Annotated in this window: 26 protein-coding genes, 1 pseudogene and 1 other annotated feature; of the genes and pseudogenes, 16 read left to right on the forward strand and 11 right to left on the reverse strand. The window is 41.6% G+C overall.

The window, feature by feature from the left end; all coding sequences use genetic code 11:
- Positions 1 to 26: 26 nt before the first annotated feature.
- On the reverse strand, positions 27 to 1,016 hold the full coding sequence (gene trpS / locus LCY76_RS09020) for a tryptophan--tRNA ligase (RefSeq protein WP_248252364.1): 990 nt from the start codon (positions 1,014 to 1,016) through the stop codon (positions 27 to 29).
- Positions 1,017 to 1,073: 57 nt separating this feature from the next.
- Positions 1,074 to 1,304: a binding site (T-box leader), on the reverse strand.
- A gap of 27 nt (positions 1,305 to 1,331) precedes the next feature.
- A complete protein-coding gene (locus LCY76_RS24135; protein ID WP_419714935.1) occupies positions 1,332 to 1,742 on the reverse strand; it encodes a DUF3899 domain-containing protein in 411 nt (136 codons plus the stop codon).
- A 374-nt stretch (positions 1,743 to 2,116) separates the two neighbouring features.
- On the opposite strand from LCY76_RS24135, the gene LCY76_RS09025 reads away from it, so the two are divergent.
- The 6 genes and pseudogenes from LCY76_RS09025 to LCY76_RS09050 form a co-directional block, all read left to right on the forward strand.
- Positions 2,117 to 3,805 (forward strand): peptide ABC transporter substrate-binding protein, encoded by a 1,689-nt coding sequence (locus tag LCY76_RS09025; protein ID WP_248252365.1) that lies wholly within the window; start codon positions 2,117 to 2,119, stop codon positions 3,803 to 3,805.
- A gap of 196 nt (positions 3,806 to 4,001) precedes the next feature.
- Entirely contained in the window at positions 4,002 to 4,931 is a 930-nt protein-coding gene (gene opp3b, locus LCY76_RS09030; protein WP_248252366.1) for an oligopeptide ABC transporter permease, read from the forward strand.
- A 5-nt stretch (positions 4,932 to 4,936) separates the two neighbouring features.
- On the forward strand, positions 4,937 to 5,950 hold the full coding sequence (opp3C, locus tag LCY76_RS09035) for an oligopeptide ABC transporter permease (RefSeq protein WP_248254636.1): 1,014 nt from the start codon (positions 4,937 to 4,939) through the stop codon (positions 5,948 to 5,950).
- Between the two features lie 11 nt (positions 5,951 to 5,961).
- On the forward strand, positions 5,962 to 6,981 hold the full coding sequence (locus LCY76_RS09040) for an ABC transporter ATP-binding protein (RefSeq protein ID WP_248252367.1): 1,020 nt from the start codon (positions 5,962 to 5,964) through the stop codon (positions 6,979 to 6,981).
- Positions 6,981 to 7,982 carry an ABC transporter ATP-binding protein gene (locus LCY76_RS09045; RefSeq protein WP_248252368.1) on the forward strand — a complete coding sequence of 334 codons (1,002 nt, stop codon included), beginning with the start codon at positions 6,981 to 6,983 and terminating at the stop codon, positions 7,980 to 7,982. Before LCY76_RS09040 ends, LCY76_RS09045 begins: the two co-directional genes overlap by 1 nt.
- 204 nt (positions 7,983 to 8,186) lie before the next feature.
- Positions 8,187 to 8,921, forward strand: a pseudogene (locus LCY76_RS09050) (DegV family protein); the annotation flags it as partial.
- A 33-nt stretch (positions 8,922 to 8,954) separates the two neighbouring features.
- On the opposite strand, the gene LCY76_RS09055 reads toward LCY76_RS09050, so the two are convergent.
- From LCY76_RS09055 to LCY76_RS09065, 3 genes are all read right to left on the reverse strand, one after another.
- A complete protein-coding gene (locus LCY76_RS09055; protein WP_248252370.1) occupies positions 8,955 to 9,491 on the reverse strand; it encodes an HD domain-containing protein in 537 nt (178 codons plus the stop codon).
- Between the two features lie 270 nt (positions 9,492 to 9,761).
- Positions 9,762 to 11,516 carry a UbiD family decarboxylase gene (locus tag LCY76_RS09060; RefSeq protein WP_248252371.1) on the reverse strand — a complete coding sequence of 585 codons (1,755 nt, stop codon included), beginning with the start codon at positions 11,514 to 11,516 and terminating at the stop codon, positions 9,762 to 9,764.
- Between the two features lie 74 nt (positions 11,517 to 11,590).
- Complete coding sequence (locus tag LCY76_RS09065) at positions 11,591 to 11,776, reverse strand: hypothetical protein (protein WP_248252372.1); 186 nt, start codon at positions 11,774 to 11,776, stop codon at positions 11,591 to 11,593.
- A gap of 140 nt (positions 11,777 to 11,916) precedes the next feature.
- On the opposite strand from LCY76_RS09065, the gene LCY76_RS09070 reads away from it, so the two are divergent.
- From LCY76_RS09070 to spxA, 3 genes are all read left to right on the forward strand, one after another.
- Complete coding sequence (locus LCY76_RS09070; protein ID WP_248252373.1) at positions 11,917 to 12,480, forward strand: GNAT family N-acetyltransferase; 564 nt, start codon at positions 11,917 to 11,919, stop codon at positions 12,478 to 12,480.
- Positions 12,481 to 12,504: 24 nt separating this feature from the next.
- On the forward strand, positions 12,505 to 12,633 hold the full coding sequence (locus tag LCY76_RS23830) for a hypothetical protein (protein ID WP_255357533.1): 129 nt from the start codon (positions 12,505 to 12,507) through the stop codon (positions 12,631 to 12,633).
- A 237-nt stretch (positions 12,634 to 12,870) separates the two neighbouring features.
- The gene (gene spxA / locus LCY76_RS09075; RefSeq protein WP_007203028.1) at positions 12,871 to 13,266 is read left to right on the forward strand and encodes a transcriptional regulator SpxA; all 396 of its coding nucleotides are present in this window, start codon (positions 12,871 to 12,873) and stop codon (positions 13,264 to 13,266) included.
- A 48-nt stretch (positions 13,267 to 13,314) separates the two neighbouring features.
- On the opposite strand, the gene LCY76_RS09080 is transcribed toward spxA, so the two are convergent.
- A complete protein-coding gene (locus tag LCY76_RS09080; protein WP_248252374.1) occupies positions 13,315 to 13,980 on the reverse strand; it encodes a TerC family protein in 666 nt (221 codons plus the stop codon).
- 313 nt (positions 13,981 to 14,293) lie between these two features.
- Here LCY76_RS09080 and mecA point away from each other — a divergent pair, with 313 nt between their 5' ends.
- Positions 14,294 to 14,968, forward strand: coding sequence for an adaptor protein MecA (gene mecA / locus LCY76_RS09085; RefSeq protein WP_248252375.1), 675 nt, complete (start codon positions 14,294 to 14,296; stop codon positions 14,966 to 14,968).
- A 138-nt stretch (positions 14,969 to 15,106) separates the two neighbouring features.
- Here mecA and LCY76_RS09090 read toward each other — a convergent pair whose 3' ends face one another.
- Positions 15,107 to 15,310 (reverse strand): YjzC family protein, encoded by a 204-nt coding sequence (locus LCY76_RS09090; protein WP_248252376.1) that lies wholly within the window; start codon positions 15,308 to 15,310, stop codon positions 15,107 to 15,109.
- Between the two features lie 152 nt (positions 15,311 to 15,462).
- On the opposite strand from LCY76_RS09090, the gene LCY76_RS09095 reads away from it, so the two are divergent.
- Together LCY76_RS09095 and pepF are read left to right on the forward strand one after the other, a co-directional pair.
- Complete coding sequence (locus LCY76_RS09095; RefSeq protein WP_248252377.1) at positions 15,463 to 16,683, forward strand: competence protein CoiA; 1,221 nt, start codon at positions 15,463 to 15,465, stop codon at positions 16,681 to 16,683.
- A gap of 34 nt (positions 16,684 to 16,717) precedes the next feature.
- On the forward strand, positions 16,718 to 18,535 hold the full coding sequence (gene pepF / locus LCY76_RS09100) for an oligoendopeptidase F (protein WP_248252378.1): 1,818 nt from the start codon (positions 16,718 to 16,720) through the stop codon (positions 18,533 to 18,535).
- A gap of 310 nt (positions 18,536 to 18,845) precedes the next feature.
- Here the strand turns inward: pepF and LCY76_RS09105 are convergent, their stop codons facing one another.
- The 4 genes from LCY76_RS09105 to LCY76_RS09120 form a co-directional block, all read right to left on the reverse strand.
- Positions 18,846 to 19,754 (reverse strand): ClpXP adapter SpxH family protein, encoded by a 909-nt coding sequence (locus LCY76_RS09105; protein WP_419714936.1) that lies wholly within the window; start codon positions 19,752 to 19,754, stop codon positions 18,846 to 18,848.
- Positions 19,751 to 20,161 (reverse strand): globin domain-containing protein, encoded by a 411-nt coding sequence (locus LCY76_RS09110; protein ID WP_272885589.1) that lies wholly within the window; start codon positions 20,159 to 20,161, stop codon positions 19,751 to 19,753. Before LCY76_RS09110 ends, LCY76_RS09105 begins: the two co-directional genes overlap by 4 nt.
- A 216-nt stretch (positions 20,162 to 20,377) precedes the next feature.
- Positions 20,378 to 21,001 (reverse strand): lytic transglycosylase domain-containing protein, encoded by a 624-nt coding sequence (locus LCY76_RS09115; RefSeq protein ID WP_248252379.1) that lies wholly within the window; start codon positions 20,999 to 21,001, stop codon positions 20,378 to 20,380.
- A gap of 58 nt (positions 21,002 to 21,059) precedes the next feature.
- Positions 21,060 to 21,641: a CYTH domain-containing protein gene (locus LCY76_RS09120; RefSeq protein ID WP_248252380.1), complete on the reverse strand. Its 582-nt coding sequence runs from the start codon at positions 21,639 to 21,641 to the stop codon at positions 21,060 to 21,062.
- Positions 21,642 to 21,773: 132 nt separating this feature from the next.
- On the opposite strand from LCY76_RS09120, the gene LCY76_RS09125 reads away from it, so the two are divergent.
- The 4 genes from LCY76_RS09125 to LCY76_RS09140 are packed head-to-tail and all read left to right on the forward strand — an operon-like array spanning position 21,774 to position 24,556.
- A complete protein-coding gene (locus LCY76_RS09125; protein ID WP_248252381.1) occupies positions 21,774 to 22,157 on the forward strand; it encodes a UPF0738 family protein in 384 nt (127 codons plus the stop codon).
- Between the two features lie 22 nt (positions 22,158 to 22,179).
- Positions 22,180 to 22,821: a GTP diphosphokinase gene (gene yjbM / locus LCY76_RS09130; RefSeq protein WP_248252382.1), complete on the forward strand. Its 642-nt coding sequence runs from the start codon at positions 22,180 to 22,182 to the stop codon at positions 22,819 to 22,821.
- Positions 22,822 to 22,847: 26 nt separating this feature from the next.
- The gene (locus LCY76_RS09135) at positions 22,848 to 23,642 is read left to right on the forward strand and encodes an NAD kinase (protein WP_053354743.1); all 795 of its coding nucleotides are present in this window, start codon (positions 22,848 to 22,850) and stop codon (positions 23,640 to 23,642) included.
- An 11-nt stretch (positions 23,643 to 23,653) separates the two neighbouring features.
- Positions 23,654 to 24,556, forward strand: coding sequence for an RluA family pseudouridine synthase (locus LCY76_RS09140; RefSeq protein ID WP_248252383.1), 903 nt, complete (start codon positions 23,654 to 23,656; stop codon positions 24,554 to 24,556).

Here is a 24,556-nt window from a genome sequence, read left to right on the forward strand (position 1 = left end):
GGAGGTTTCTTCACGCGTTCCCGGTTTTACACTCGTTTTCTGGCCAAGCCCATTGCACGCTCTGCTTTATTCAGCATTTTGTTTGCTGCCCGGTTGGCTTTTTCTGCCCCTTGGTCAAGGATTTGATCAAGTTCATCAGATTCGATGAGGCTGAAATACCGGTCTTGAATCGGTTGTAAACGTTGAATGATCGCCTTAGCTGTGCCTTCTTTAAAATCTCCGTAACCTTTTCCTTCATATTTGGTCTCCAACTCGGAAATGGACTCACCGGAGCAAAGAGAGTAGATTGTCAAGAGATTTGAGATTCCTGGCTTATTCTCTTTATCAAACCTGACAATACCTTCTGAATCAGTTGTCGCACGCTTGATCTTTTTTGTGATGACCGCTTCATTATCTAAAATAGAGATGAAGGCATTCACGTTCGGGTCTGATTTGCTCATTTTTTTAACCGGATCAACGAGGGACATGATTCTCGCACCGACTTTGGGGATTCGAGGCTCAGGAATCGTAAAGATCTCACGGTACTTTTTATTAAAACGTTCTGCAAGATCTCTTGCAAGCTCAATATGCTGTTTCTGATCATCTCCAACAGGTACCAGTTCAGTTCCATAGAGCAGGATATCAGCAGCCATCAGCGGCGGGTACGTCAGCAACCCTGCAGAAACAGCATCTTTTCCTTTGGATTTGTCTTTAAATTGAGTCATACGCTCAAGTTCACCAATATAAGCGATACACTGTAATATCCATCCCATCTTCGTATGAGCAGGAACCTCAGACTGAATGAATAGTGTAGACTTCTCCGGGTCAATTCCAACAGCCAGGTATAGAGCTGCAAGGCTGCGGCTGTTCTTTTTCAGCTGGACCGGGTCTTGCGGGACTGTAATTGCATGCTGGTTTACCACACAGAAGTAACAGTGGTTATCTTCCTGATAGTTTACAAAGTGCTGCAGTGCTCCTAAATAGTTGCCAAGTGTGATCGTACCGCTTGGCTGTATGCCTGAAAATATAGTTGCCATAAAATATCCTTCTCCTTTTACTTCAAAATCAATACAAAAAGGCCCATCCATCCCATTAAAAGGGACGAATGGACCGCGGTGCCACCCTTACTTATTCATAAAGAATCTCTCAAAGCCGTACTGTCATACGGTGACCATTCTATCGTGCGGACAAACACGCCTGTTCCTACTGTAAGTTCAGACAGGAGCTCAAAAGCCCATTCCATGCTTATTCACTGCCTGTTTACACCACACACAGGCTCTCTGAGAGCTTCAAAAACATGTACTTTTCTTTATCATCGCCAAGATCATTCAATTAAAATAAGTATAGTAAATTTAAGACAGAATTGCAACCAAGCTAGAGACCACGAACAGAAAAAGACCCGAAGAGAGGAGAGGAAAAACAAATTCTCCTGATACTCTTTCTGAAAGATAGAAGTTCGATTCGGTTTCATGGCTGCTTGCATACTCTGCAGACTTAGAGAAACTCTTCATAACTTTTTTCAGTGTCCTGGAAAACAGATCGAATAATCCTCCCCTGATGACAAAAAGGGTTAAGCCAATTAAGAGGAGGGCGAGGGAAACCATGAAAAGGCTGTTCACTAAATGAATGAGGTGGATCTTTTTTTCAGAGACAAGCTCTATAATGAGCGAAAGTATTATGGATCCCGCGGTTAATAACAATGAGGAAGTCAAGCGTGACATCAAATTTCTCCTATCTGAAAAATCCAAGTTTGTTTTATACATTTTACCATGAAATTTCACCGATGAAGTAATACTTTTTACCTAGTAAATCCCCCTATCAATCTTCTTGAAGTGAGCTTTTGATACAAAACAGCGGAAGAGCGAAAAAGATATGGGGTAATAAAGGAGGATATATCACCAAACATTCTGGAAATTGCTGTCTGAAAAACAGAAAGAAAACGACGGACATTAATGGGTCTTTATTCCTATTTTTTGTTAATAAAACGTAAATATTATGGGCTTTTTGTAAAAGACGTAAAAAAAAGTATATGCATAATAGTTAGAAAACTTGTATAATACGGTTGTGGGCAAAATGTCTGATAATTCACGAAGTTTGGTCCACTAATTAGGTAAACAGAAAAAGGGGAGGTCAATTCATGAAGAAGTCAAAATGGTCGTTACTTCTAACGATCGTGCTCGTATTGAGCGTCTTCCTTTCTGCGTGTAGCGGAAAGAACGGTAAAGATGACAAAGCAAATGGCAATGCATCTGAAGGTAATGGAAGCTCATCTAAAGAAAAGGTGCTTAACCTGTTAGACTCATCAGAAATTCCATACCTTGATAACATCATGGCGGATGACTCTGTATCTCTAAACGTTGCAAACAACGTTTACGAAGGTCTTTACACTTTAGATGACAAAGATCAGCCAGTCCTTTCTGGTGCTGCTGAAGAGCCGCAAGAAAAAGACGGCGGAAAAACATGGGTATTCAAACTTCGTGATGACGCTGTTTGGAACAACGGTGAAAAAGTAACGGCAAATGATTATGTATTTGCTTGGAGAAAAGCTGTAGCGAAAGAAACAGCTACTCAATACTCTTTCATTTATCAAGTAGCAGGCATCCTGAATGCAGATAAAATACTTAACCCTGAAGACAAAATGTACAACAAAACGGATCAGCTTGGCGTTAAAGCAATTGACGATCACACGTTAGAAGTTAAATTCGCAGCTGACCCTGCATCAAAACCTTACACTAAAGCGGTTCTTTCATTCCCTACTTTCTATCCGCAAAATGAAGCTTTCGTTAAAAAACAAGGCAAAGAGTTTGCTCTTGAAGCAGACAAAGCGCTTTATAACGGCCCTTACACTCTTTCTAAATGGGAGCATGAAAAAGGCTGGCAGTTGAAAAAGAACCCTAAATATTGGGACAAGAACAACGTTAAAGTTGACACAATCAACGTAAACGTAGTTAAAGAAGAAGCAACTCGCATCAACCTGTTTGAAACTGGAAAAGCAGACCGTACTACCATTTCTGCTGAGTACGTGGATCAATACAAAGACAAGAAAGATATTTTCAGTACTGTTCCTGAATCAACATTATTCTTCTTGCGTATGAACCAAAAGAACAAAGCGTTGGCTAATGAAAACATCCGTCACGCACTAGATATGGGCTGGGACAAAAAACAGCTTACTGACGTTCTTTTAAACAACGGATCTGTTCCTGCTTACTTCCTAGTTCCTTCTAAGTTCGTTAACGGTCCAGATGGATCTGACTTCCGTGAGAAGTATGGCGACCTTAATAAAGGCGATGCTAAAAAGGCAAAAGAACTTTGGGAAAAAGGCTTGAAAGAGCTTGGAACAAAGAAAGTAGAGCTTACTCTACTTAACTATGACAGCGATACTGCACAAAAAGATGCGCAGTTCATCAAAAACCAACTTGAGAAAAACCTTCCTGGTCTATCTCTAAAAATTAAGCCACAACCATTTAAACAAAAACTTAAGCTTGAAGAGAAACTTGATTACGATATCTCCTATGCTGGTTGGGGACCTGACTATCCAGATCCAATGACATTCGTAGATATGTTCGTAACTGGAAGTCCTCATAACGAAATGAATTACTCAAACAAAAAGTACGACGACCTAATCAAAAAAGCTTCATCTGAAACAGATCTTAAAAAGCGTTGGGCTATGATGCAAGACGCTGAGAAAATCTTGATTCAGGATGATGCTGCAATCAGCCCAATGTACCAACGTGGTCTTGCTTACATCACTAAGCCAAACCTTAAAAACGTAGTAAACCACTCATTTGGCGGAGATTTCAGCTATAAAAACTGGGATGTTAAGTAAAAAATAATATTAAATGGTTAAATAGCTATACGCGGAGAGTATATGTCAGTAAGCCATATACTCTCCTTTTAACTGCAAAATTCTCACTAGTTGAAATTTGTCGAACTTTCAAATAAAACTATTGTAGGATATTGTAATCTCAACTATTATAGATATATAGGTATATAGCTGGGGTTTATTATTAGGAGGTGCAATAGTGGTTCGTTTTGTACTCAAACGCATGGTTTACATGTTGATCACACTATTTATTATTTCTTCATTTACGTTTTTCTTAATGAAGCTGCTGCCAGGTTCTCCGTTTAACAACGAGGAAAAATTGACAGCAGAGCAAAAAGTTATCTTGAATGAAAAGTACGGGCTGAATGATCCGATTCCTGTACAGTACTTTAACTATATGAGCAATCTCGTAAAAGGGGACGCGGGTGTTTCCTTCCAGTATGACAACCGGCCTGTATCCACTATGATTACAGAGAGAATTGGGCCTTCTGCTGTTCTGGGTGTTGAAGCAACTATTTTTGGAACGATTATCGGATTGATCTTAGGAATTGCCGCTGCATTAAAGCAAAATTCGGCGATTGATTACGTTTCTTCATTATTTGCTGTATTAGGTATATCCATTCCTTCATTTGTATTTGCTGGTGTTCTTCAATATTACGTGGGAGTTAAGCTAGATTGGCTGCCTGTAGCCCTTTGGGATGGTCCGAAATATCATGTTCTGCCAGCACTTTCGTTATCGGTTTTTGTAATAGCAACAGTTGCGAGGTTCATGAGAACGGAAATGCTAGAAGTGTTGGGACAAGATTATATTACAACTGCTAAATCCAAAGGTTTAAAAAGTATTGTTGTCATTTGGAAACATACGATTAGAAATGCAATGATCCCGGTAGTAACGATTTTAGGGCCTCTTGCCATCAACCTGATCACTGGTACGCTGATCATCGAACGAATTTTTGCAGTGCCTGGCCTGGGATACCAATTCGTAGGCTCGATCACACTTAATGATTATCCAGTAATTATGGCAACTACCATTTTTTACAGTGTATGTTTTATTGTAGTCATTTTAATTGTTGACATTTTGTACGGAATTATTGACCCGAGAATCAGGGTTGCAGGAGGCAAGGAATAATGAGCATGCGTGAAAAACAACTTAACAATGATTTGTTCCAGCCTGCGGTGATCTCTGCGGAAGCTTCTGAAAAAATAACGAAAGAGAGCACTTCCTTTTGGCAGGATGCCAGAAGGCGTTTGTTTGAAAACAAGGGAGCTGTTGCTGGGATTATCATCATCGTAGCTATTCTCCTTTTTGCCTTTATAGGTCCAATAATGAGTCATAATGGTTTTGATGATCAAGACACAAGCAGAACCAATTTGCCGCCGCGTATTCCTTTACTTGAAAAGGTAAGCTTCCTGGGTGTTGATGGCGTGGACATCCGAGGCGTCGATCAATATAAAATGAAAAACCAGACAAAAAATTACTATTGGTTTGGAACGGACTCACTTGGCCGGGATCAGTTCGTAAGAATATGGAAAGGGACGCAGATTTCTCTTTACATCGCATTCTTAGCTGCAGCCATTGATATGATAATTGGAGTCGCTTATGGAGCCATTTCAGGTTTCTTTGGCGGACGAACGGATAATATTATGCAAAGGATTATTGAAATCGTAGTAGGTATTCCTAACTTAATCGTCATTATCCTGTTCATTCTTATTCTTGATCCAGGGATTTTATCCATCACAGTGGCATTGGTTATTACAGGCTGGACTACAATGGCCCGTATCGTGCGCGGACAGATCTTAAAGTTGAAAAACCAGGAATTTGTAATGGCATCACAATCATTGGGGGCAACAAGTTCCCGTATTTTGACAAAGCACATGTTCCCGAATATTTTGGGTGCCATCATCATTACATCCATGTTTACCATTCCTAGCGCTATTTTCTTTGAAGCATTCCTAAGCTTTATCGGGCTTGGAATTGCACCTCCAACAGCTTCTCTAGGATCACTAGTAAACGAAGGATTTAAATCATTACAGATCTATCCTCACCTTGTAATGTACCCGGCTGTCATCATCTCGTTGATCATGATCAGCTTTAACCTATTAGGTGACGGGTTACGTGATGCTCTGGATCCTAAGATGCGTAAATAGGGGGAGAAAATATGAAAAATATATTAGAACTTAACAATCTTAATGTCTCCTTTCATACGTTTGCAGGAGAAGTAAAAGCGGTTCGCGGGGTCAGTCTTCATCTTGAAAAGGGTGAGTCCCTTGCGATTGTAGGAGAATCCGGATCAGGTAAATCTGTTACTTCGAAAGCAATCATGCGATTATTGCCTGAAAAAACGAGTGAGATTAAGGAAGGCCAAATCTTATTTGAAGGAAAAGATCTAGTGAAGCTCTCCAACCGCGAGATGGAGAAAATTCGTGGTTCTGAGATTTCTATGATCTTCCAGGATCCGATGACTTCCCTCAACCCGACGATGACAGTCGGGAAGCAAATCATGGAAGGTCTTCGCAAGCATCAGAACTTGTCTAAGAGCGAAGCGAAAGAAAGAGCAATCAATCTTTTAAAGCTTGTAGGGATTCCAAACCCGGAAATCCGCATTAAAGAATACCCTCACCAATTCTCAGGTGGGATGAGACAGCGTGTGGTCATCGCCATCGCACTCGCGTGTAACCCGAAGGTATTAATCGCCGACGAACCAACAACGGCACTTGATGTTACGATTCAGGCACAGATTCTTGATTTAATGAGAGATCTGCAGCAAAAGACAGGAACAGCTATTATTCTGATTACCCATGATCTTGGTGTAGTAGCCAATCTTTCACAAAGGGTCGCGGTAATGTACGGTGGAACGATTGTAGAAACAGGAACAACGGATGAAGTGTTCTACAATCCTAAACATCCTTACACTTGGGGATTACTATCCTCCATGCCAAAGTTAAACACGAACGACAAAGAATTGCTGGCGATTCCTGGTACGCCTCCAAACTTGCTTAATCCGCCAAAAGGCTGCCCGTTTGCTGCACGCTGCCCTTATGCGATGCAGGTTTGTGTGGACCATATGCCGGATGCGTCAGACGTTTCTTCAACTCATAAAGCGGCTTGCTGGCTGCTGGATGAGCGTGCGCCTAAGGTAGAACCGCCTGAAGCTGCATTAGTAGGAGGTGCCCGTTAATGGCAGTTGTAGAAAGAGAGAAATTATTAGAAGTCAAGAACCTGAAAAAGCATTTTAAAGTTGGCAAGAATGCTGTGTTAAAAGCAGTTGACGATGTTAGCTTTGATATATATAAAGGTGAAACACTCGGACTTGTAGGAGAATCCGGCTGCGGAAAATCTACGACTGGAAGAACGATTATTCGTCTGTACGATGCTACAGACGGCAATGTCGCTTATGAAGGTGTGGATGTTCACGGCAAAAAGTCCCGTAAAGAATTGAAATCCTTTAACCGCAAGATGCAAATGATCTTCCAAGATCCATATGCATCCTTAAATCCAAGGATGACGATCAAAGATATTATTGCCGAGGGAATAGATATCCACGGTCTTGCAAAGAACGACAAGGAACGTATGGAGCGTGTTTACGAGCTTCTAGAAACGGTGGGTCTGAACCGTGCACATGCGAGCCGTTATCCGCATGAATTCTCAGGCGGACAGCGTCAGCGTATCGGTATTGCCCGTGCCCTTGCAGTGGATCCTGATTTTATCATCGCTGACGAACCGATCTCAGCGTTGGACGTATCCATTCAGGCGCAGGTTGTAAACCTGCTTATGAAACTCCAAAAAGAACGCGGACTTACGTATTTATTCATCGCCCATGATCTTTCCATGGTTAAACATATTTCCGACCGTGTGGGTGTTATGTATCTTGGAAACATTGTAGAGCTTGCGGAAAGCGATGTGCTTTATGAAGAGCCTCTGCATCCGTATACTCAAGCGCTTCTTTCAGCCATTCCTGTTCCGGATCCTGAAGTAGAACGAAGCCGCGAGCGAATCATTCTGGAAGGTGATCTTCCGAGCCCGATCAGCCCGCCAAGCGGATGCCGTTTCCGTACACGCTGCCCGCATGCCATAGATGTTTGCGCAAGTACAGTTCCTAAATGGCAGGAAGCAAGAGAAGGCCACTGGGTTGCTTGCCATCTTTATGACAATGAATTGAACAATGGAAGTAAACAGTAACAAATGACGCGATCTCCTGTATATCAGGAGGTCGTTTTATGTTATGTTTAAGGAGGGTTATAAGGATTATTTGAAACGAGGTAATTGAATGAATATCACTTTTATTCTGGATAGTGCAAGCGACTTCTGTGTAGATCATCATACATTATCCGTCCCTTTTGTCATTGTTCCGCTTAATATTACTTTTAAAGACGATCATTTTTTGATGGGGTCGATATCAGTATGGATGAATTTTACGAGCGGATGGCAAGAGAGGAGAATCTTCCGAAGACAAGCCAGCCATCTCCACAGGCTTTCTATAATGCTTTTCATTCTGAGCTTGAAAAAGGAAACGAGCTGATTTATCTAGGACTTTCATCAAACCTGAGCGGTACTGTGCAAAGTGCAGGAATCGCGAAAGGAATGCTAGATGAAGACGTCCAGCATAAAGTGCATATTATCGATACAGGAACAGCTTCTGCAGGAATTCATGTATTGCTAAAAGAAGCGGAAAAACTTGTTCACCAAGGCAAGAGTGCTGAAGAAATAGTAGCATCCATCAATGAGAAAAAAGAAACGGTCTTGGCTTATGTACTATTGGAAACGCTTGAAAATGTGAAAAAGGGCGGCAGGATATCTGCTGTTCAGGGAGCCATTGCTGAACTTCTGAATATAAAACCACTTCTTTCCGTACAGGACGGAATTGTTGAAACGGTAGGAAAGTACAGAGGGAAGAAAAAAGGATTAATGAAACTGAAAGAATTGCTGCAGGAATGGAAGCAAAAGCATCCTGAAAAAGAGCTTTTTATTATTCATAGTCTTCCTTCCAAAGAAGAAGTAATGAAGGAGTTTGGAGAACTGTTTACATTCTCTGCGTTTAAATCGATCTCGTTCACCCGATTTGGCAGTACGATTGGTACGTATGCAAGCCAGAACGCGATCGGGTTCATCTTTCATTAATATATAAATAAAAACACTCCGTATGGATATGATCTATACGGAGTGTTTTAGGTTTTGTGTCTCATAATGAGCATCCACCAATCGGTCCAGATTTTTAATTCGGTTTAGTGCCGTACTTTTATCCAGTTTTCGATAATGATGCAATCCGCCAGGCTCCTCATCTGCTTCGTCGGCAAGCGCAACTACACGCTGTAGCGGCAGAAGCTGAAGCTGTCCTTGTGGCAGATAAGAATCAGTGTGCAAAAGAATGGCTAACGCAATCTCTTTTGCTTTCCTTGGATCTTCTCCCAGCTCAATGAGCAATTTATGAGCCCTTTCAGCACCTTTAATGGCATGAATGTCATTTTCTTTATAAAGGGAGTAATCCCATTGGCCGTTTGTATACCAAGTATAGTGGCCGACATCATGAAGAAGTGCAGCTTTAGTTGCGAGATCTGGGTTGACGCCATGCTCTTTAGCAAGGGAAAACGCATGGTATGCTGTTGAGATCGCATGCACAAGGCCAGAACGGTCCAAGTACTTCTGAGCAGATGGGTGAAGAAATATATCGGTTAATGTCACATTTCTCATCAATTTTTCTCCTTTCTGCAAACTCCTCGAACAGGTAAGATACGAGGGATGCTAAAAATGTATATTGTTATATACTATACCACCGTTTTGCCTCTTAATCAATAAAATAAAACAAAAAAAAGGGCTCTCATGGGAGCCCTTCTTTTCCATTAACTTTGTTAAATCGCAAAAAAGCAGATTGGAAAAAGCTTGCTTATACCCTTCTGGCTCAGGCGTCGGTTTAATCACACCCCACCAAAACAACAACATGAACTAACAGACCTTTTTCTATTAAAAATATTCCTTCCAGCGCTTTGAAACCAATTGGTCAATATCTGGCCGTGTTTCAACCGTTTCGGGATAAAAAGGCTTCATTCTTGCATCGATAATGATTGGTCCGCTGTATTTAATTTTATTTCGTACAACCTCACTTTTGGCGTAAAGATCATATGCTGGATCAAAACGCGTAAAGGCTGTCCATAAAAATTGGGATTGAGATGAGGCGATGGAGGCATCGTCCACTAAAAACACCAGCTGCCATTTATTAAGCTGCTGTTCGCCAGCTTGAAGCAGTTTTTCACCAAATTCGGGTTCTTCTTCAAATGTTGGTCCAGAGACACATAAACAGCCTCCGCAATATGCCTGGACGTCATGAATTCCTGGAATGGTTCCACCTTCATATACTCTTTTTAGTTCTCGTACGGGCTCTCCTAGCCCTGTCATGATCGCTTTGCTGCCGGTGTTGAATTTTCGTCCTGTATAATCCAGGGTATCCATGGATGTATCATGCAGGATCAGCAGATCACGCTCTGGCATGAATCTTTCTAACACCCCTTCGAGAAGCTGGGAGAAATCCTGAAGATCCACTTCCTTATTGGTTACCATAAGAAATTTAGTTAATGTAAGCTGACCCTCACCCATGATTCTTAAAGCATGTGCGAGCCCTTCCTTATAATAGGATTCTCGCACAACTGCACCTGCAAGGGCGTGAAAGCCTGTCTCTGCATAGGTCCACAATTGTTTAACGCCATTCATGACAACTGGAAACAGAGGGCTCATCAGTCGCTGCAGATATTCACCGATAAAGTAGTCTTCTTGTCTTGGCTTTCCAACCACTGTTGCGGGGTAGATGGCGTCTTTTCGTTTCCACATATGGTTCACATTGAATACAGGGAAGTCGTGTGCCCATGAATAATAGCCGTAATGGTCACCAAAAGGCCCCTCGGGTTCCCTGATATGTGGTGGAACAACTCCTCCAAATGCAAACTCTGCTTCAGCGATCAGCGGGTGGGAATAACCCGGCGCATGTGTAAGGTTTAGCTTGTCTCCCATCAGCATAGAGGAAAACATAAGCTCCGGAACTGCTTCAGGGAGCGGAGCAATTGCGCTGATCATTAGGGAAGGTGGCCCCCCAAGGAATAATGTTACTGGAAGCTCTTCGTTTTTTTGTTCAGCCGCATAGTGGTGGAAGCCGCCACCTTTATGAATCTGCCAGTGGATACCGGTTTTCTTTTCTTCTTTAATCTCGATTCTATACATTCCAAGATTATGCTCGTGTTTATCAGGATGTTCGGTGTAAACAAGAGGGAGCGTAACAAACGGGTTGCTGTCCATATGCCAGCCGGTTAAAGCAGGAAGCTTCTTCATGTTCACGTCAGCTGTGTAGGTTTCCATGATAGGAGCTTTTGCCGGTTTTACAGTTCTTGTGCCAATTTTCAGTACGTCTTTGATCATCCCTTTTTTTCCCCACAGTTTTGAAGCAGAAGGGGGGAGAAGGTCATCAATTGATGCGACGAGCTGCTTAACGAGAGCTTCCGGTTTAGGGCCGAAAGCCATATCTACACGGCGAATTGTTCCGAATAGATTGGTTACAACAGGGATATCACTGCCTTTAACATTCGTAAAAAGCAGGGCTGGCCCTTGTTCATCTATGACCCTGCGGTGAATTTCTGGGATTTCAAGGTATGGATCAACCTCGGCTTTTATTTCAATAATTTCATTTTCCTTTTTTAACTGCTGAATAAACGTTCGTAAATTAATATGCATGAATCTCCACCTCTAGTATGTATGATCTTCTTTTATCTTCACAAAAAAACAACTTCTCGTAAAGTGGAAGTTGTTTACCGGTTTCTTCTTAGTACGTTACTCCAATTGGATTGAAAAGATTTCGAGTGGTCTACGAATTTAAAAACAGATCTCCCGCCGAATAATTTAAGTGAGAACCAATGTGCGAGTATACCCATAAAAGCAGTCAATCCGATGACAAAAACAGCGAGCAGGAGTAAATCACGGAAAAACATCACCATCTAATCCCTCCATTGAAAAGGCATACATTTCCTCTTTATTGTATAAGATGTTTATCCCTTTGGAAAGAGGGAAAACTAAATCGAATTCTTTATACTCTCTCTATAACTAAATCATTTCAGTTAGGAGCTGGCAGGACAAAATGAACTGGTACGAAAAATTAAATCAATATTTCCCAATTGAAGAAATGAAATCTCAAGAACATATGGAACTCCTACTAGAAGACAAAGGAGATATTTATCATAAAGATGAAGGCCCCCATCATGTGCTGATGTATGTAGAACTGGATGATTTTATTTTCATTGATTATTTGTTCGTGTCTAAAGAATCACGCGGCCAGGGGCTGGGAAAGACTTTGCTGAAAAAGCTTAAAGAAAAAGAAAAACCGATCATACTTGAAGTAGAACCCATTGACTATGAAGATACAGATACCGAAAAACGGCAGCGGTTCTATCGGCGTGAAGGATTTAAGCATGCATCAAAGATTGGTTACAGAAGAAAGTCACTTGCTACTGATCAAGTGAATGAAATGGAGATTTTATATTGGGCTCCCAAAGGAGAAAGTGAAGAAAGTATTTATGAAAACATGAAAAAGACGTATAATGAGATACACACGTACAAAGATAAAGAATTGTACGGTAAAGCTTATCAGGATGTAGCGGATGTGCTCACCTTTCAGCACGATAAAGACGCCATAACCGAGTAATTTCTATGGCAAGGAGGTATCTGCATGAAAGCCAAGGATAAGAAAAAACAGAGTAAGCGAGAACTATTGAAAGAGATGTTGAGAAAGAATTTAAAAGGCTTATCCACGGGTCCGAAAAAAGGGCCGGCATCTCAATTCAAATCAATTGCATAAAGTGATTACGGGATGAAAATTTTTTCATCCTATTTCTTTTATGTTTTGTGAAACTTTTTTCGGGGTAATACGTCTATATAGATGGAACACATTGTTTTAGTTGGGTTGTATAAGTTTTATTACATTTTTGTGAAGACCTTTCTTGTTTAAAGAAAATGTAGTATAATAAAAAATATGATTTAATAACTATTTTAAAGTAGGGGTTAAATCAGTAGGATGGGGAAGGAGAAGATCCATATGGTTACTTTATTTACTTCGCCGAGTTGTACATCTTGTCGTAAGGCAAAAGCGTGGTTAAAAGAGAATGACATTCCATACCAAGAAAGAAATATTTTTTCCGAGCCTTTGAGCATCGAGGAAGTAAAACAAATCCTTCGTATGACTGAGGATGGAACGGATGAAATTATTTCAACCCGTTCAAAAACATTTCAGGAATTAAACTTGAATGTCGAGACGATGCCTCTACAGGATCTGTATCAGCTTATCGCAGATAACCCTGGGCTTTTAAGACGGCCGATTATCATGGATGAAAAACGACTCCAGGTAGGCTATAATGAAGATGAAATCAGAAGGTTTTTACCTAGAAAAGTCCGTACGTATCAATTGCTCGAAGCACAGCGTATGGTTAATTAAAAAAGCTTCTACAGATTAAGTTCTGTAGAAGCTTTTTTTATCAATCATTTAATGTTTTCCGGTCCTACCCGATTTTGAAAGAACGCCTGCAGCAATCACTCCGATTACGATAATGATGCTGAATGCGGATTTGATGTGGGGGCTGGACAGGAACAAAGGCTGAAGTTCTTTTTCCGAACAGATCATACCGGCCGCTGTGTAGGCAAGAATACCAGCGCCGATATAAATCAGGATTGAAAAGCGTTCCATCATATGAAGGATGGCCTTGCTTCCCCATATAATAATAGGTACAGAGATGATAAGACCGATCACGACGAGCTGAACCGATCCATGTGAAGCACCGGCAATAGCCAGTACATTATCAAGGCCCATTGCAATATCTGCTACAACAATGGTTCGGATGGCGCTGATCAACGACATGCCTGGTTTAATATTATTGCCGTTTTCATCATGAACCAGCAGCTGGTAGGCGATGTATATTAACAGAACTCCCCCTGTCAGGTAAAGAAGGGGAATCTTGAGCAGATAGACCACAAGAATGGTTAAGATGATTCTGACGATGATTGCGAGGCCTGTCCCAATAAAAATCGCTTTATTTCTTTGATGCTCAGGCAAATTACGGCTGGCCAGAGCGATTACAATCGCATTATCTCCCCCAAGCAGAATATCAATGGCGATGATCTGTAAGAGGGATATGAGGAAATCTGCTTCCACGAATGCCAACCCCTTTCAAGTGCTAAACGGGACTATGTATGTTAAAATGTACAAAACTTCTTTCAAATAAAGACCATTTATTTTTCCGAAAAGTCATTTAATCGTTAAAAGAACCCGATTAATCTAAAAAAAAGGGCAAAAAAATGGTCAGCATTTTTATTTCCAACTTCGATGTTTTGTCATAGAATAGAAGTACAAGAATGAGCCAGCTTTGGATTGAATTTTCTTTTTTTAGGGAAAAGTGACAATACATCATACCCAGGGGAAATTATCCCTTCATAGGTTACAATACGGTTAGAAGGGAGAGAACGAAATGGAAATAGAAAGAGTCAATGAATTTACAATTAAATTTTTCATAACGTATAGAGATATCGAAGACCGAGGTTTTGATCGTGAGGAAATCTGGTCCGACCGTGAGCGGGGGGAAGAATTGTTCTGGGAAATGATGGACGAAGCCCACCAGCAGGAACAGTTTCCTTTAGAGGGTCCGCTTTGGATTCAGGTGCAAGCCATGGATAAAGGACTGGAGATTATTGTAACTAGAGCACAGATGTCAAAAGACGGCACCAAGCTTGAATTGCCTCTAGGTGATGAAAAAATCGATCTTCCTGTTGATAAAAATATCGAAAAGATGCTTGATCAGCAGTTTACGCCAGATGATCAAGAGGAAGCTGAAGATATTGAACTTGCAGACGAAGATTATTTGTCATTTCTGTTAATCTTCAGTGATTTTGAAGATATGATCATGTTATCCCACAACATTGACAGTTCTTTATTCGCAAATTCCCTTTATCACTTTGATAATAAGTATTACTTGTATGTTACGTTCAATCCAGAAACAACGGATAGGGAGCAGGATGATTTATTATCTCAGCTGCTCGAATATGGCACAGATTCTGATGCATCCATCCATCGAATTCAAGAGTACGGAAAACAGATTATTGCTGAGCGGGCCCTTGAAGACATTTCGGCTCACTTTACATTGTAAGCACGCACCGATTTCATTACTTGGAATCGGTGTTTTTATTTTGAAAAAAGCCAGTTCCCTGTTTAATCCAACAAGAGCTGGAGCTGGACAATATATCTATGCAGCTCATTGAAAAAAAACAGACGATGATCGCCTGTTTTACTTTACTAGCTTCCATTGATGCTGCCGATTACGGGTTTTGGTCTCGCCGCCGTGTGAAATTTCTATTGTGTAAGGTTTTAGTTCAGGAAACGGTGAACCTTCTTGAAGTTCCACACGCTGTCCTCTTTTTACTTTGCCGCCGCCATGGCCTGCTTCAGCATACGTCCCGTTAACGTTTACGGTTTCTCCGGATTTAAACATGATCATACCCTCTTTCTTTGTTCATATTTAAGCGACTGATAGTCTGACAAATATAGTATAGCCATACATGAAAATATTTCCACACTAAATCAACCATCTTCTTGAAAATGGGATTTCTTTACCATAAAATAAAAGAAAAAAGAGGTGATGCTATGCTTGTTGCCCATACGAGCACAGGTAAAAGAATCAGTCTTCATACCGGCTACTCGAAAGAAGAACTGAGGTCTATTCAAAAAAGCAGCGGTTTTTATTGTCCCCAATGCAATGAAAAAGTTCAGATTAAAGCGGGAAACAAGAAGATCTGGCATTTTTCACACGTTCCCGGTGTTACCAATTGTACTTTATCAAGGGGAGAATCAATGTACCATCTGCTCGGCAAAAAGCTCTTGTATGAACATGTCATTAAGGAATTTCCCAATGCACTTCTGGAACCATTCTTTCCGGATATCTTCCAGCGCCCCGATATATGGATACCACCCCAGATTCCCATAGAGTTTCAATGCTCTGCTATTCCATCTCCCATTTTGATTGAAAGATCCAAAGGCTACATCAGCAGGGGAATGACCCCTTTTTGGATCCTCGGTAAGAAAAGGCTTAAAACACTAAGTTCCACTACTTTTCAGATCTCATCATTTGATTGGCTGACCGCCCGAATTTCTTCTGTTAACCACTTGCCCTCACTTTATTACTTCTGTCCTGTTGAAGCAAAAGTGTATCATCTCTCCTCCATTGTTCCTGTTACATCAACAAGAGTGTATGGAAAGCTTGATTCATATCCCCTATGTGAATATTCCTTTCAAACTCCTCATCATCTTCAACCATCAAAAAGAGATTCCCCATTGTTTCAAGTTAAATCCTGGCTGAACGCAAAAAAACAATGGAGACTCCACGCCTTTAAACAAAACCATCAAACCTACCGCCAACTGAAAATCCTCTTTCTTAAAAATCATTCAACGCTTACTTACTTTCCTTCTGAAGCAGGGATGCCTGTCCCTTTTGCTTATACTCTTCAGGAACCTTCATTTATATGGCAGTCATATGTGCTGCTGAACTCCATCATTCCTGTACAGATTGGAGAATCCTTTCAGTTCTCCAGCGTATTTAACCATATGAAATGGCTTATCCATAAGAAAATAATAACTCTGCGGGAACTGCCGCTTATTACAGATGTACATTATTCATTTGCTGTCATGCATTATCTTAACCTGCTTTGCTATTATGGGATCATTAAACGAGTTGGAAAAAAAGAGTTTGTAAAGATCAGAGACCCCGTTTTCCCAAATACGATGGATCAGGCATTAGCCAATGATTTTATTTTAATGGAGTCAGGGGTAAAACATGGTGTGAATATTCTGTTTTCTGGTAAAATGTAGGTATGTACGAAATTTAAGCAGGAGGTGCCGCTGCATGGCTCAAACAAAATCAAAATCTCTTCCGAAACGAGAAGAATTATTACAGCAGGATACATGGGATCTTGAAGCCGTTTACGCAACAAATGACAAGTGGGAAGAAGAATTCAATGAAGTGAAAGGCCTGTTGCCTGAATTGAAGGAATTTCAAGGAAAACTTGGCGAATCGGCAGAAACGCTCTATCATTACTTTCAAAAACAGGACGAGCTCACAAAAAAGCTTGGGAAGCTCTATACATACGCCCATATGCGGTACGATCAAGATACAACAAACTCTTTTTACCAAGGATTGAATGACCGGGCATCAAATCTAGCGACTCAGGTAAGCAGTTCTTTATCATTTGCTGTACCGGAAATTCTGTCGTTGCCCGAGGAGACCATTCAAACCTATGTTAAAGAGTATAAAGAACTTGCCTTATACAAGCATGCCTTGGATGAAATCAACCGCCAGCGGCCGCATGTTCTTTCTAAAGAGGAAGAAGCTCTTCTGGCTGATGTCAGTGAAGTGACGGCAAGTGCCAGTACCACATTCGGAATGCTCAACAATGCCGACCTTAAATTTCCTGAAATCAAAGATGAGAACGGAGATGAAGTCGAGGTTACACATGGCAGATACATCCGGTTTCTGGAAAGCAGCGACCGACGTGTAAGGGAAGATGCGTTTAAAGCTGTTTATGGAACGTATGATAAATTCAAAAATACGTTTGCAAGCACGCTGGCAGGTACCGTGAAAAAAGATAACTTTTTTGCCAGGACAAGAAAGTTTGAATCTGCAAGGCAGGCGGCATTAGACAGCAATAATATTCCTGAAGAAGTGTATGAAAATCTCGTTAAAACAGTGAATGACCATCTTCATCTGCTTCATCGTTATGTCGACATCCGTAAGCGGGCACTGAATGTAGATGAACTTCATATGTACGATCTGTATACACCGCTAGTTCAGGATGTGAAGATGGAGGTTCCTTATAAGGAAGCGAAAAACCTTGTGTTGGAAAGCTTGAAGCCGATGGGCGACGAGTATGTGGGTATCGTGAAAGAGGGCTTGGAAAAGCGCTGGATTGATGTACATGAAAATGCAGGGAAACGAAGCGGAGCCTATTCATCTGGAGCATACGGGACGATGCCTTATATCTTGCTGAACTGGCAGGACAATGTTAATAACCTGTTTACATTGACACATGAAATCGGGCACTCGGTTCACAGCTATTATACGAGAGAATATCAGCCATATCCTTATGCGGATTATTCCATCTTTGTCGCTGAAGTAGCTTCTACCTGTAATGAAGCGCTGTTAAATCACTACATGTTAAATAAAACAAAAGATAAGCAGGAAAAGCTTTACTTGTTGAATCACCACTTGGAAGGCTTCAGGGGGACGGTATTCCGTCAGACCATGTTTGCAGAATTTGAACAAGCTATCCATGTTAAGGCAGCAAACGGTGAGCCATTAACACCAGAACTTCTCACCAAGATTTATTACGATCTAAATCTGAAATATTTTGGTGAGAATGTGGTGATCGATAAAGAGATCGGCCTGGAATGGTCAAGGATTCCACATTTCTATTACAATTTCTATGTGTATCAATACGCTACTGGCTTCAGTGCGGCAGCCTCTCTTTCAAAACAGATCCTGGAAGAAGGAGAAAGTGCAGTTTCCCGTTACATTGACTTCTTAAAAGCCGGAAGCTCTGATTATCCAATTGAAGTGCTGAAAAAAGCAGGAGTTGATATGACGACGTCTAAACCGATTGAGGATGCATTAAAAGTGTTTGAAGAAATTCTGGATGAGATGGAAGACTTGTTATTTGAGAAATAAAAACAAGAGGAGCTCTTTATCGGTTAGACCGGTAAAGAGCTCCTTTAATTGTGAAAGGGTCTTTTCAATTTGTTTCGGTAATTGATACATAACATGAAAAGAAGGATGGAAAGAAATAGCAAGGGAACGGATAAAGCAAGAGAAATCATTTTTAACAATGAAAGGAGAAAAAAATAAAAGCAGCCGGCAATAAACAATAGGGACATCGTGAATAAGAACAAATACATGGCGACCCTCCTTGTCTCCATTGTATTCACCCCGTTAAGCCGCTATTCAAAAAAGACGAACCTATATGGGAAAGGTTCGTCAGTCAACCGACTTGTGATGAATTGTATCTCCAGAATGTACCGTACTTTACCGGAACACGTTCTACCACCTGTTGAAGAACGAGCTTTTTCATGGCTTTTTCTATCTCATTGGCTGCCAAGTTGTACACGACGGAAAGCTCTTTCGTCGCGACAAACCGGTAAATTTTCATGAACTCTTCAAGAGGGGGAGGGGATTTGGGTTCAGGATGAAACCCAAGCATCTCGGCAATAATTTCAACATAAATCGAATATTGGTAGCTGCCGGCAATTTTTATTCCGTCTTCTTCGGCTTTATCATTAAATATGATAAGGGTAGGAATCTGGTCGATTTCCATTTCATTTGTAAATTTCCAATCGCATTGAAGGGCTTTTATAGCCGATTGTGAATGCATATCTTTAATGAATTCATAAGCGTCCAAGCCAACATTTTTGGCGATTTCAAAAAGCACTTCTTCTTTTGAAATGTTTTGCTTCTGCAAAAATAAATGCTCTCTAAGCTTGCGCAAAAATTTGTTTCCTGACTGCTTGCCTTGAAGTTCCGCTGCTTTAATAGCAAGGAATACAAGGTAGGGCGCAAGGATGGGATCTTCAAACCAGAGATCACCGTCACAGCTCATGCCGGTCATATTTGCTGTTTTTTCCCATCGGTCTGCAATTCGTTCAGCAGACTGATGGCCTTTCCGTCTTCGAAATGAATTTAAGGAGTCCAATTTCCCGCCAATGATGTGCCTTAATGTGAAATATTGTCCATACTCAACCTGCAATTTCTTTAAGATAGGTTCCAGCGCCCAGCATTCGGGGCATAATGGGTCAATGACTGAGTATAATTCCAAAGGCTTATGACAGCTGGAAGCAGTAAAGTTACCCTTGTGCTTCGCTTCATAAGGATATTCGGCTTCAAAAGGTGTCAATATTTATTCTCCTTTCCATGGCTATCATCGGACGTATTTACCATATGATAAGCAGTCATGGTTAGACGGCTGATAATAAAATCCCTGAGGGGGCCTTCAAGGGATACAGAATCCATTGCTTTCCCCATGCACTGCAGCCAAGCTTTTGCATGGCGCTCTGTAATCGGAAAAGGCATATGCCGTGCTCTTAGCATAGGATGCCCATGTTCCATCGTGTATAATGAGGGACCGCCAAGAAACTGAGTAAGAAATTGAATCTGTTTACGTGCAGTTTCAGTAAGATCATCAGGAAAAAGGGGCGCTAGATCCTCGTTTTGTTTGACATGTTGATAAAAATTCGTGACCATTTTTGTTAGAACAGCCTCTCCGCCCAGTTGTTCATATGGGGTCATGTCCATTTCATTCATGGTGAAAACTCCTTCAAGCATTTTTCACAAAATCAGATTCATAACTGGGATTTGGGTGACCGCTGACCACGTTCAAAAAATCCTCAGAGTTTGTTTGTTTTCGAACTCCGCATTTGATGATGCGATAAACTTATTGTAGCAAGGGTATAGCCGGATTAGCAAACAATAGGATTCCCGGAAAAGCCCATAAAAAAACCGCACCTTTCATAAGGGCGGTTAAGCATTCATGCTCTGGTATGATTCCATCACTTTATTTACATAATTTTGTGTTTCTTGAAAAGGAGGGATGCCTCCATATTTAGCTACATTGCCAGGGCCTGCATTATAAGCGGCGAGAGCAAGCTTTTCATCACCGTTATAGCGGTCAAGCATCTGTTTAATGTACTTTACGCCGCCTTCGATATTATCTTCAGGGTTATAGGGATTCTGTACACCAAGCGCCTTTGCCGTCTCAGGCATGAGCTGCATCAATCCCATGGCACCTGCCGGGCTTTTGCTTAATGGGTTAAAACCTGATTCATGCTGTATGACCGAACGGATCAGGCCGGGGTTTACATCATATTTAGCACTGATTCTTTCAAGAATTGAATCGATATCTTTTGCTCCGGATGGGTTCGTTAGCTGTAATGAAGGCTTGGTATTCGGAACAGCCGGCAATGCAGAAACTGTCTTCATTGGTATTACGGGTTCTGCACCAGGCTGATCTAACCTCGCGGCTTCACTCAACTGCTGAAGAATCATGGCAAAAGGTGAAGATACAGGAGCAGCTGCTGTCCCATTTATATTTAACTGCTGAAGCGCCTGAAGCTCCATCAGCATTTTTATAGAATCAATTTTCATTTTTGTTCTCTCCTCAAACTATATGTATAATCATATCAAATGAGGAAGAATTAAACAATCAGAGTTCGCTGTTTTTAGCTTCAAAAAAACGTTGTATTTTATTGAGTGTTTTTCTTTCAGGTATTCCATATTGCTTTAGGAAAGTGCTGAATTCAAGTTCACCTTTTTTTCTTTCTTTCGCTTCATATTCCAGTTCGTAATCGATAACAGAAAGATATTGATTTTCATCGAGGACAAGGAGGCCGTCGCCGGTTTTTCTTTCCGCTCGCTTCGTTGTCAGTGTTCCAAGATAAACGATGCTTTTCGGATCAACGCCTAAATCGGTCAGGATGGAATAAACATGGCCTTTCGCAAACTTTTCGTTATTCATGTAAGAGCTGTATTCTGCTTCGCTGAGTTGTTGATGCGTTTCGAGCAGTCCATCGGAATGAGGCTGCTTTAAGGTTAAAACAAAAGATCCGTTTTTTTCGCGGATTCGCAGGGCACAGCGGTGACTTTTAAGTGAAAAATCGGGGGTATCGAAATAATGGTTCGTCTGTGTGGTAAAAGACTCTTCCTTGAGTGAAAGTTCATTAGATAACCGGAAGAATTCATCAGGGGTGAGCATATTTTTAAACTCTATTTCAACTTCTTGCTCCATATTTAGCACTCCTTCGTATAAGTACTGCACGAATCCCATTATGACACAGCCTTATTTGATTCTCAAATGACAAACTGTCTCTATAATTGTGTTAAACTAAAGAGTAGAATAATTGTTTTTAGGAGGTACAGCATGGCAATCAGACATAACATAAATCAAGCAGAAACAGGTGAACAGCTAACGCTGAGCATAGAGAAGGGTGAAGGCTTTTCCGAATGGAAGGACGGCAGCAGGATGCTTGTTGATTCGGATCAGCTTTCATTCATCTATGTCATGGAAACAGAGGATGACCTCGTATATATTTCGCTGCCAGAGCAGTTTTGGGGACAATTGAATGAAGCCCTTTCTAAAGAACTTCCCGTTGTACTAAAAACAGCTGAAGAAGACCATTCCTTCGAGCTGTCTGCTCTGCATTCTGAACTGTCTTATTTGCTCGAAAACATAAAAGGCAACAGCAATTATGGCGATAATATGCTAGAGGCTGTAGAACGATTGTTTCCAGCGAATAGCAAGTAATAACAGGAAGGTGGATGAGGCAATGGATTGGGAGACCCTTCTCGCCCCCTACAAACAGGCAGTAGATGAATTAAAAGTAAAATTCAGAGGAATAAGGGAACAATTTCAGAAGACCACGAAGCAATCACCGATTGAATTCGTAACAGGAAGGGTAAAGCCTATTAATTCTATTTTGAATAAGGCGTGGCAAAAAAATATACCGTTTGAAAAAATAGAAGAAGAAATTCAGGACATTGCCGGTTTGCGCATCATGTGCCAGTTTACGGATGATATTAAAAAAGTGACAGATATGCTCAGGAACCGCAAAGACTTTGAAATAGTTGAAGAGCGGGATTACATCACGAACAAAAAGCCAAGCGGCTACAGATCCTATCATCTGGTCATCCGTTACCCTGTGCAGACCTTGGAAGGGGAGAAGCCCTTGCTGGCAGAAGTTCAAATCCGTACGCTGGCGATGAATTTTTGGGCAACCATTGAGCATTCTTTAAACTATAAATATCAGGGACAGATCCCGAAAGATATTCAGCTGCGGCTGCAGCGGGCAGCGGAGGCCGCAAGCCGTCTGGATGAAGAAATGGCTGAAATCAGAGGCGAGGTTCAGGAGGCACAAATCGTATTTTCGGAAAGAACGGATGATGGGAAAGGATCCAGTCCGACTACATAATTTCTTCGAAAGAAGGTGATCCATTCGTGAATTTTGCCATTATTTCAAAAGGCGACCAAAAGTCAAATACGCTGAAACAAAAAATTAAGACCTATCTGCAGGAATTTGAGCTGCAATACAATGAGACGGAGCCGGATATCGTGATTACTGTTGGCGGGGATGGCACATTGCTTCACGCTTTCCATCATTATGTTCACCGGATTGACCAGACGGCGTTTGTCGGGATTCACACGGGACACTTAGGCTTTTTCGCCGATTGGGTGCCGGATGAAGTGGAAAAGCTCGTAATCCATATAGCAAAAACACCCTACCAGATTGTAGAATATCCGCTTCTTGAAGTGACAGTCCGCTATCTGGATGATGTTGATGAAAAAAGCTATCTCGCCCTTAATGAATGTACAGTCAAAAGCGGCGAGGGCTCTCTTGTCATGGATGTGGAAATTAAAGGTGATCTGTTTGAAACGTTCCGCGGGGATGGACTCTGTATTTCTACACCATCAGGAAGTACGGCTTATAACAAGGCTCTTGGAGGAGCGATCATTCATCCTTCACTTCCATCCATCCAGCTTTCGGAAATGGCTTCGATCAATAACCGTGTATTCCGTACAATTGGTTCACCCCTGGTGCTTCCTCAGCATCATACATGCATGCTGAAACCGGTGAACGATGTGGATTTCCATATTACCATCGACCATTTGTTTCTGCTGCAAAAGAAAGTCAAATCGATACAATGCCGGGTAGCTGAAGAAAAGATCCGGTTTGCCCGATTCCGTCCTTTCCCATTCTGGAAACGGGTGAAAGAAGCCTTCGTTACCGATTAACAGGAGACATTATGACCACATTTACAATAAAGTGGAAGGTTAAAGAAAATGAGGCTGGTCTGCTGCGTGAATTTTTGCGGCTTCATAAAAATATTTCTAAAAGCGCACTGGCTGATATTAAGTTTACTGGAGGAGAGCTTCTCGTAAATGGAGTACCTTCTACTGTCAGAAAAAGTGTGAACACCGGGGATGAGGTTGAGGTCCGGTTTCCACCCGAGGAAATCAGTTCTCATATGGCGCCGATTCCTATGCTGCTTGATATCCTGTATGAGGATGAACATCTTCTCTTCGTAAACAAGCCTGCAGGGATTCCTACCATACCATCACGCTACCAGCAGAACGGCTCCCTTGCCCAGGGAGTCCTTTCCTATTATGAACAGGAAGGGATTCAGAGCACATTTCATGCCGTCAACCGTCTTGATAAGGATACTTCGGGTCTCGTCATGATTGCGAAGCACCGTTTTGCACATTCGTTATTGTCTCAGCAGCAGAAGAAAAAAGCGATCAAGCGAACCTATCTAGCTGGTGTGGAAGGCAGGTTTGAAAGTCTGAGCGGGACAGTGGACGCCAGCATTGGAAGGAATCCTGATAGTCTGGTTGAAAGGATGGTCACAGATCAAGGTCAGAAGGCCATTACTCATTTTAAAGTGCTGAAGGAGTTGGCGGGGAACAGTCTTGTTTCTCTGCAGCTTGAAACCGGTCGGACCCATCAGATACGCGTTCATATGGCCCATATCGGACATCCGCTGCTCGGAGACGACCTATATGGTGGACCGGTAGATCTGATTTTCCGGCAGGCCCTCCACAGCTGGCAGGTCTCCTTCTATCATCCGTTAGAGGGGAAGATGATGAACGTAGAGGCACCGCTGCCGCAGGATTTACAGCAGCTTTTTGGAGACGTAGCAGAACAGTAA

Source organism: Fictibacillus marinisediminis, from assembly GCF_023149135.1.
Taxonomy (GTDB): domain Bacteria; phylum Bacillota; class Bacilli; order Bacillales; family Fictibacillaceae; genus Fictibacillus_C; species Fictibacillus_C marinisediminis.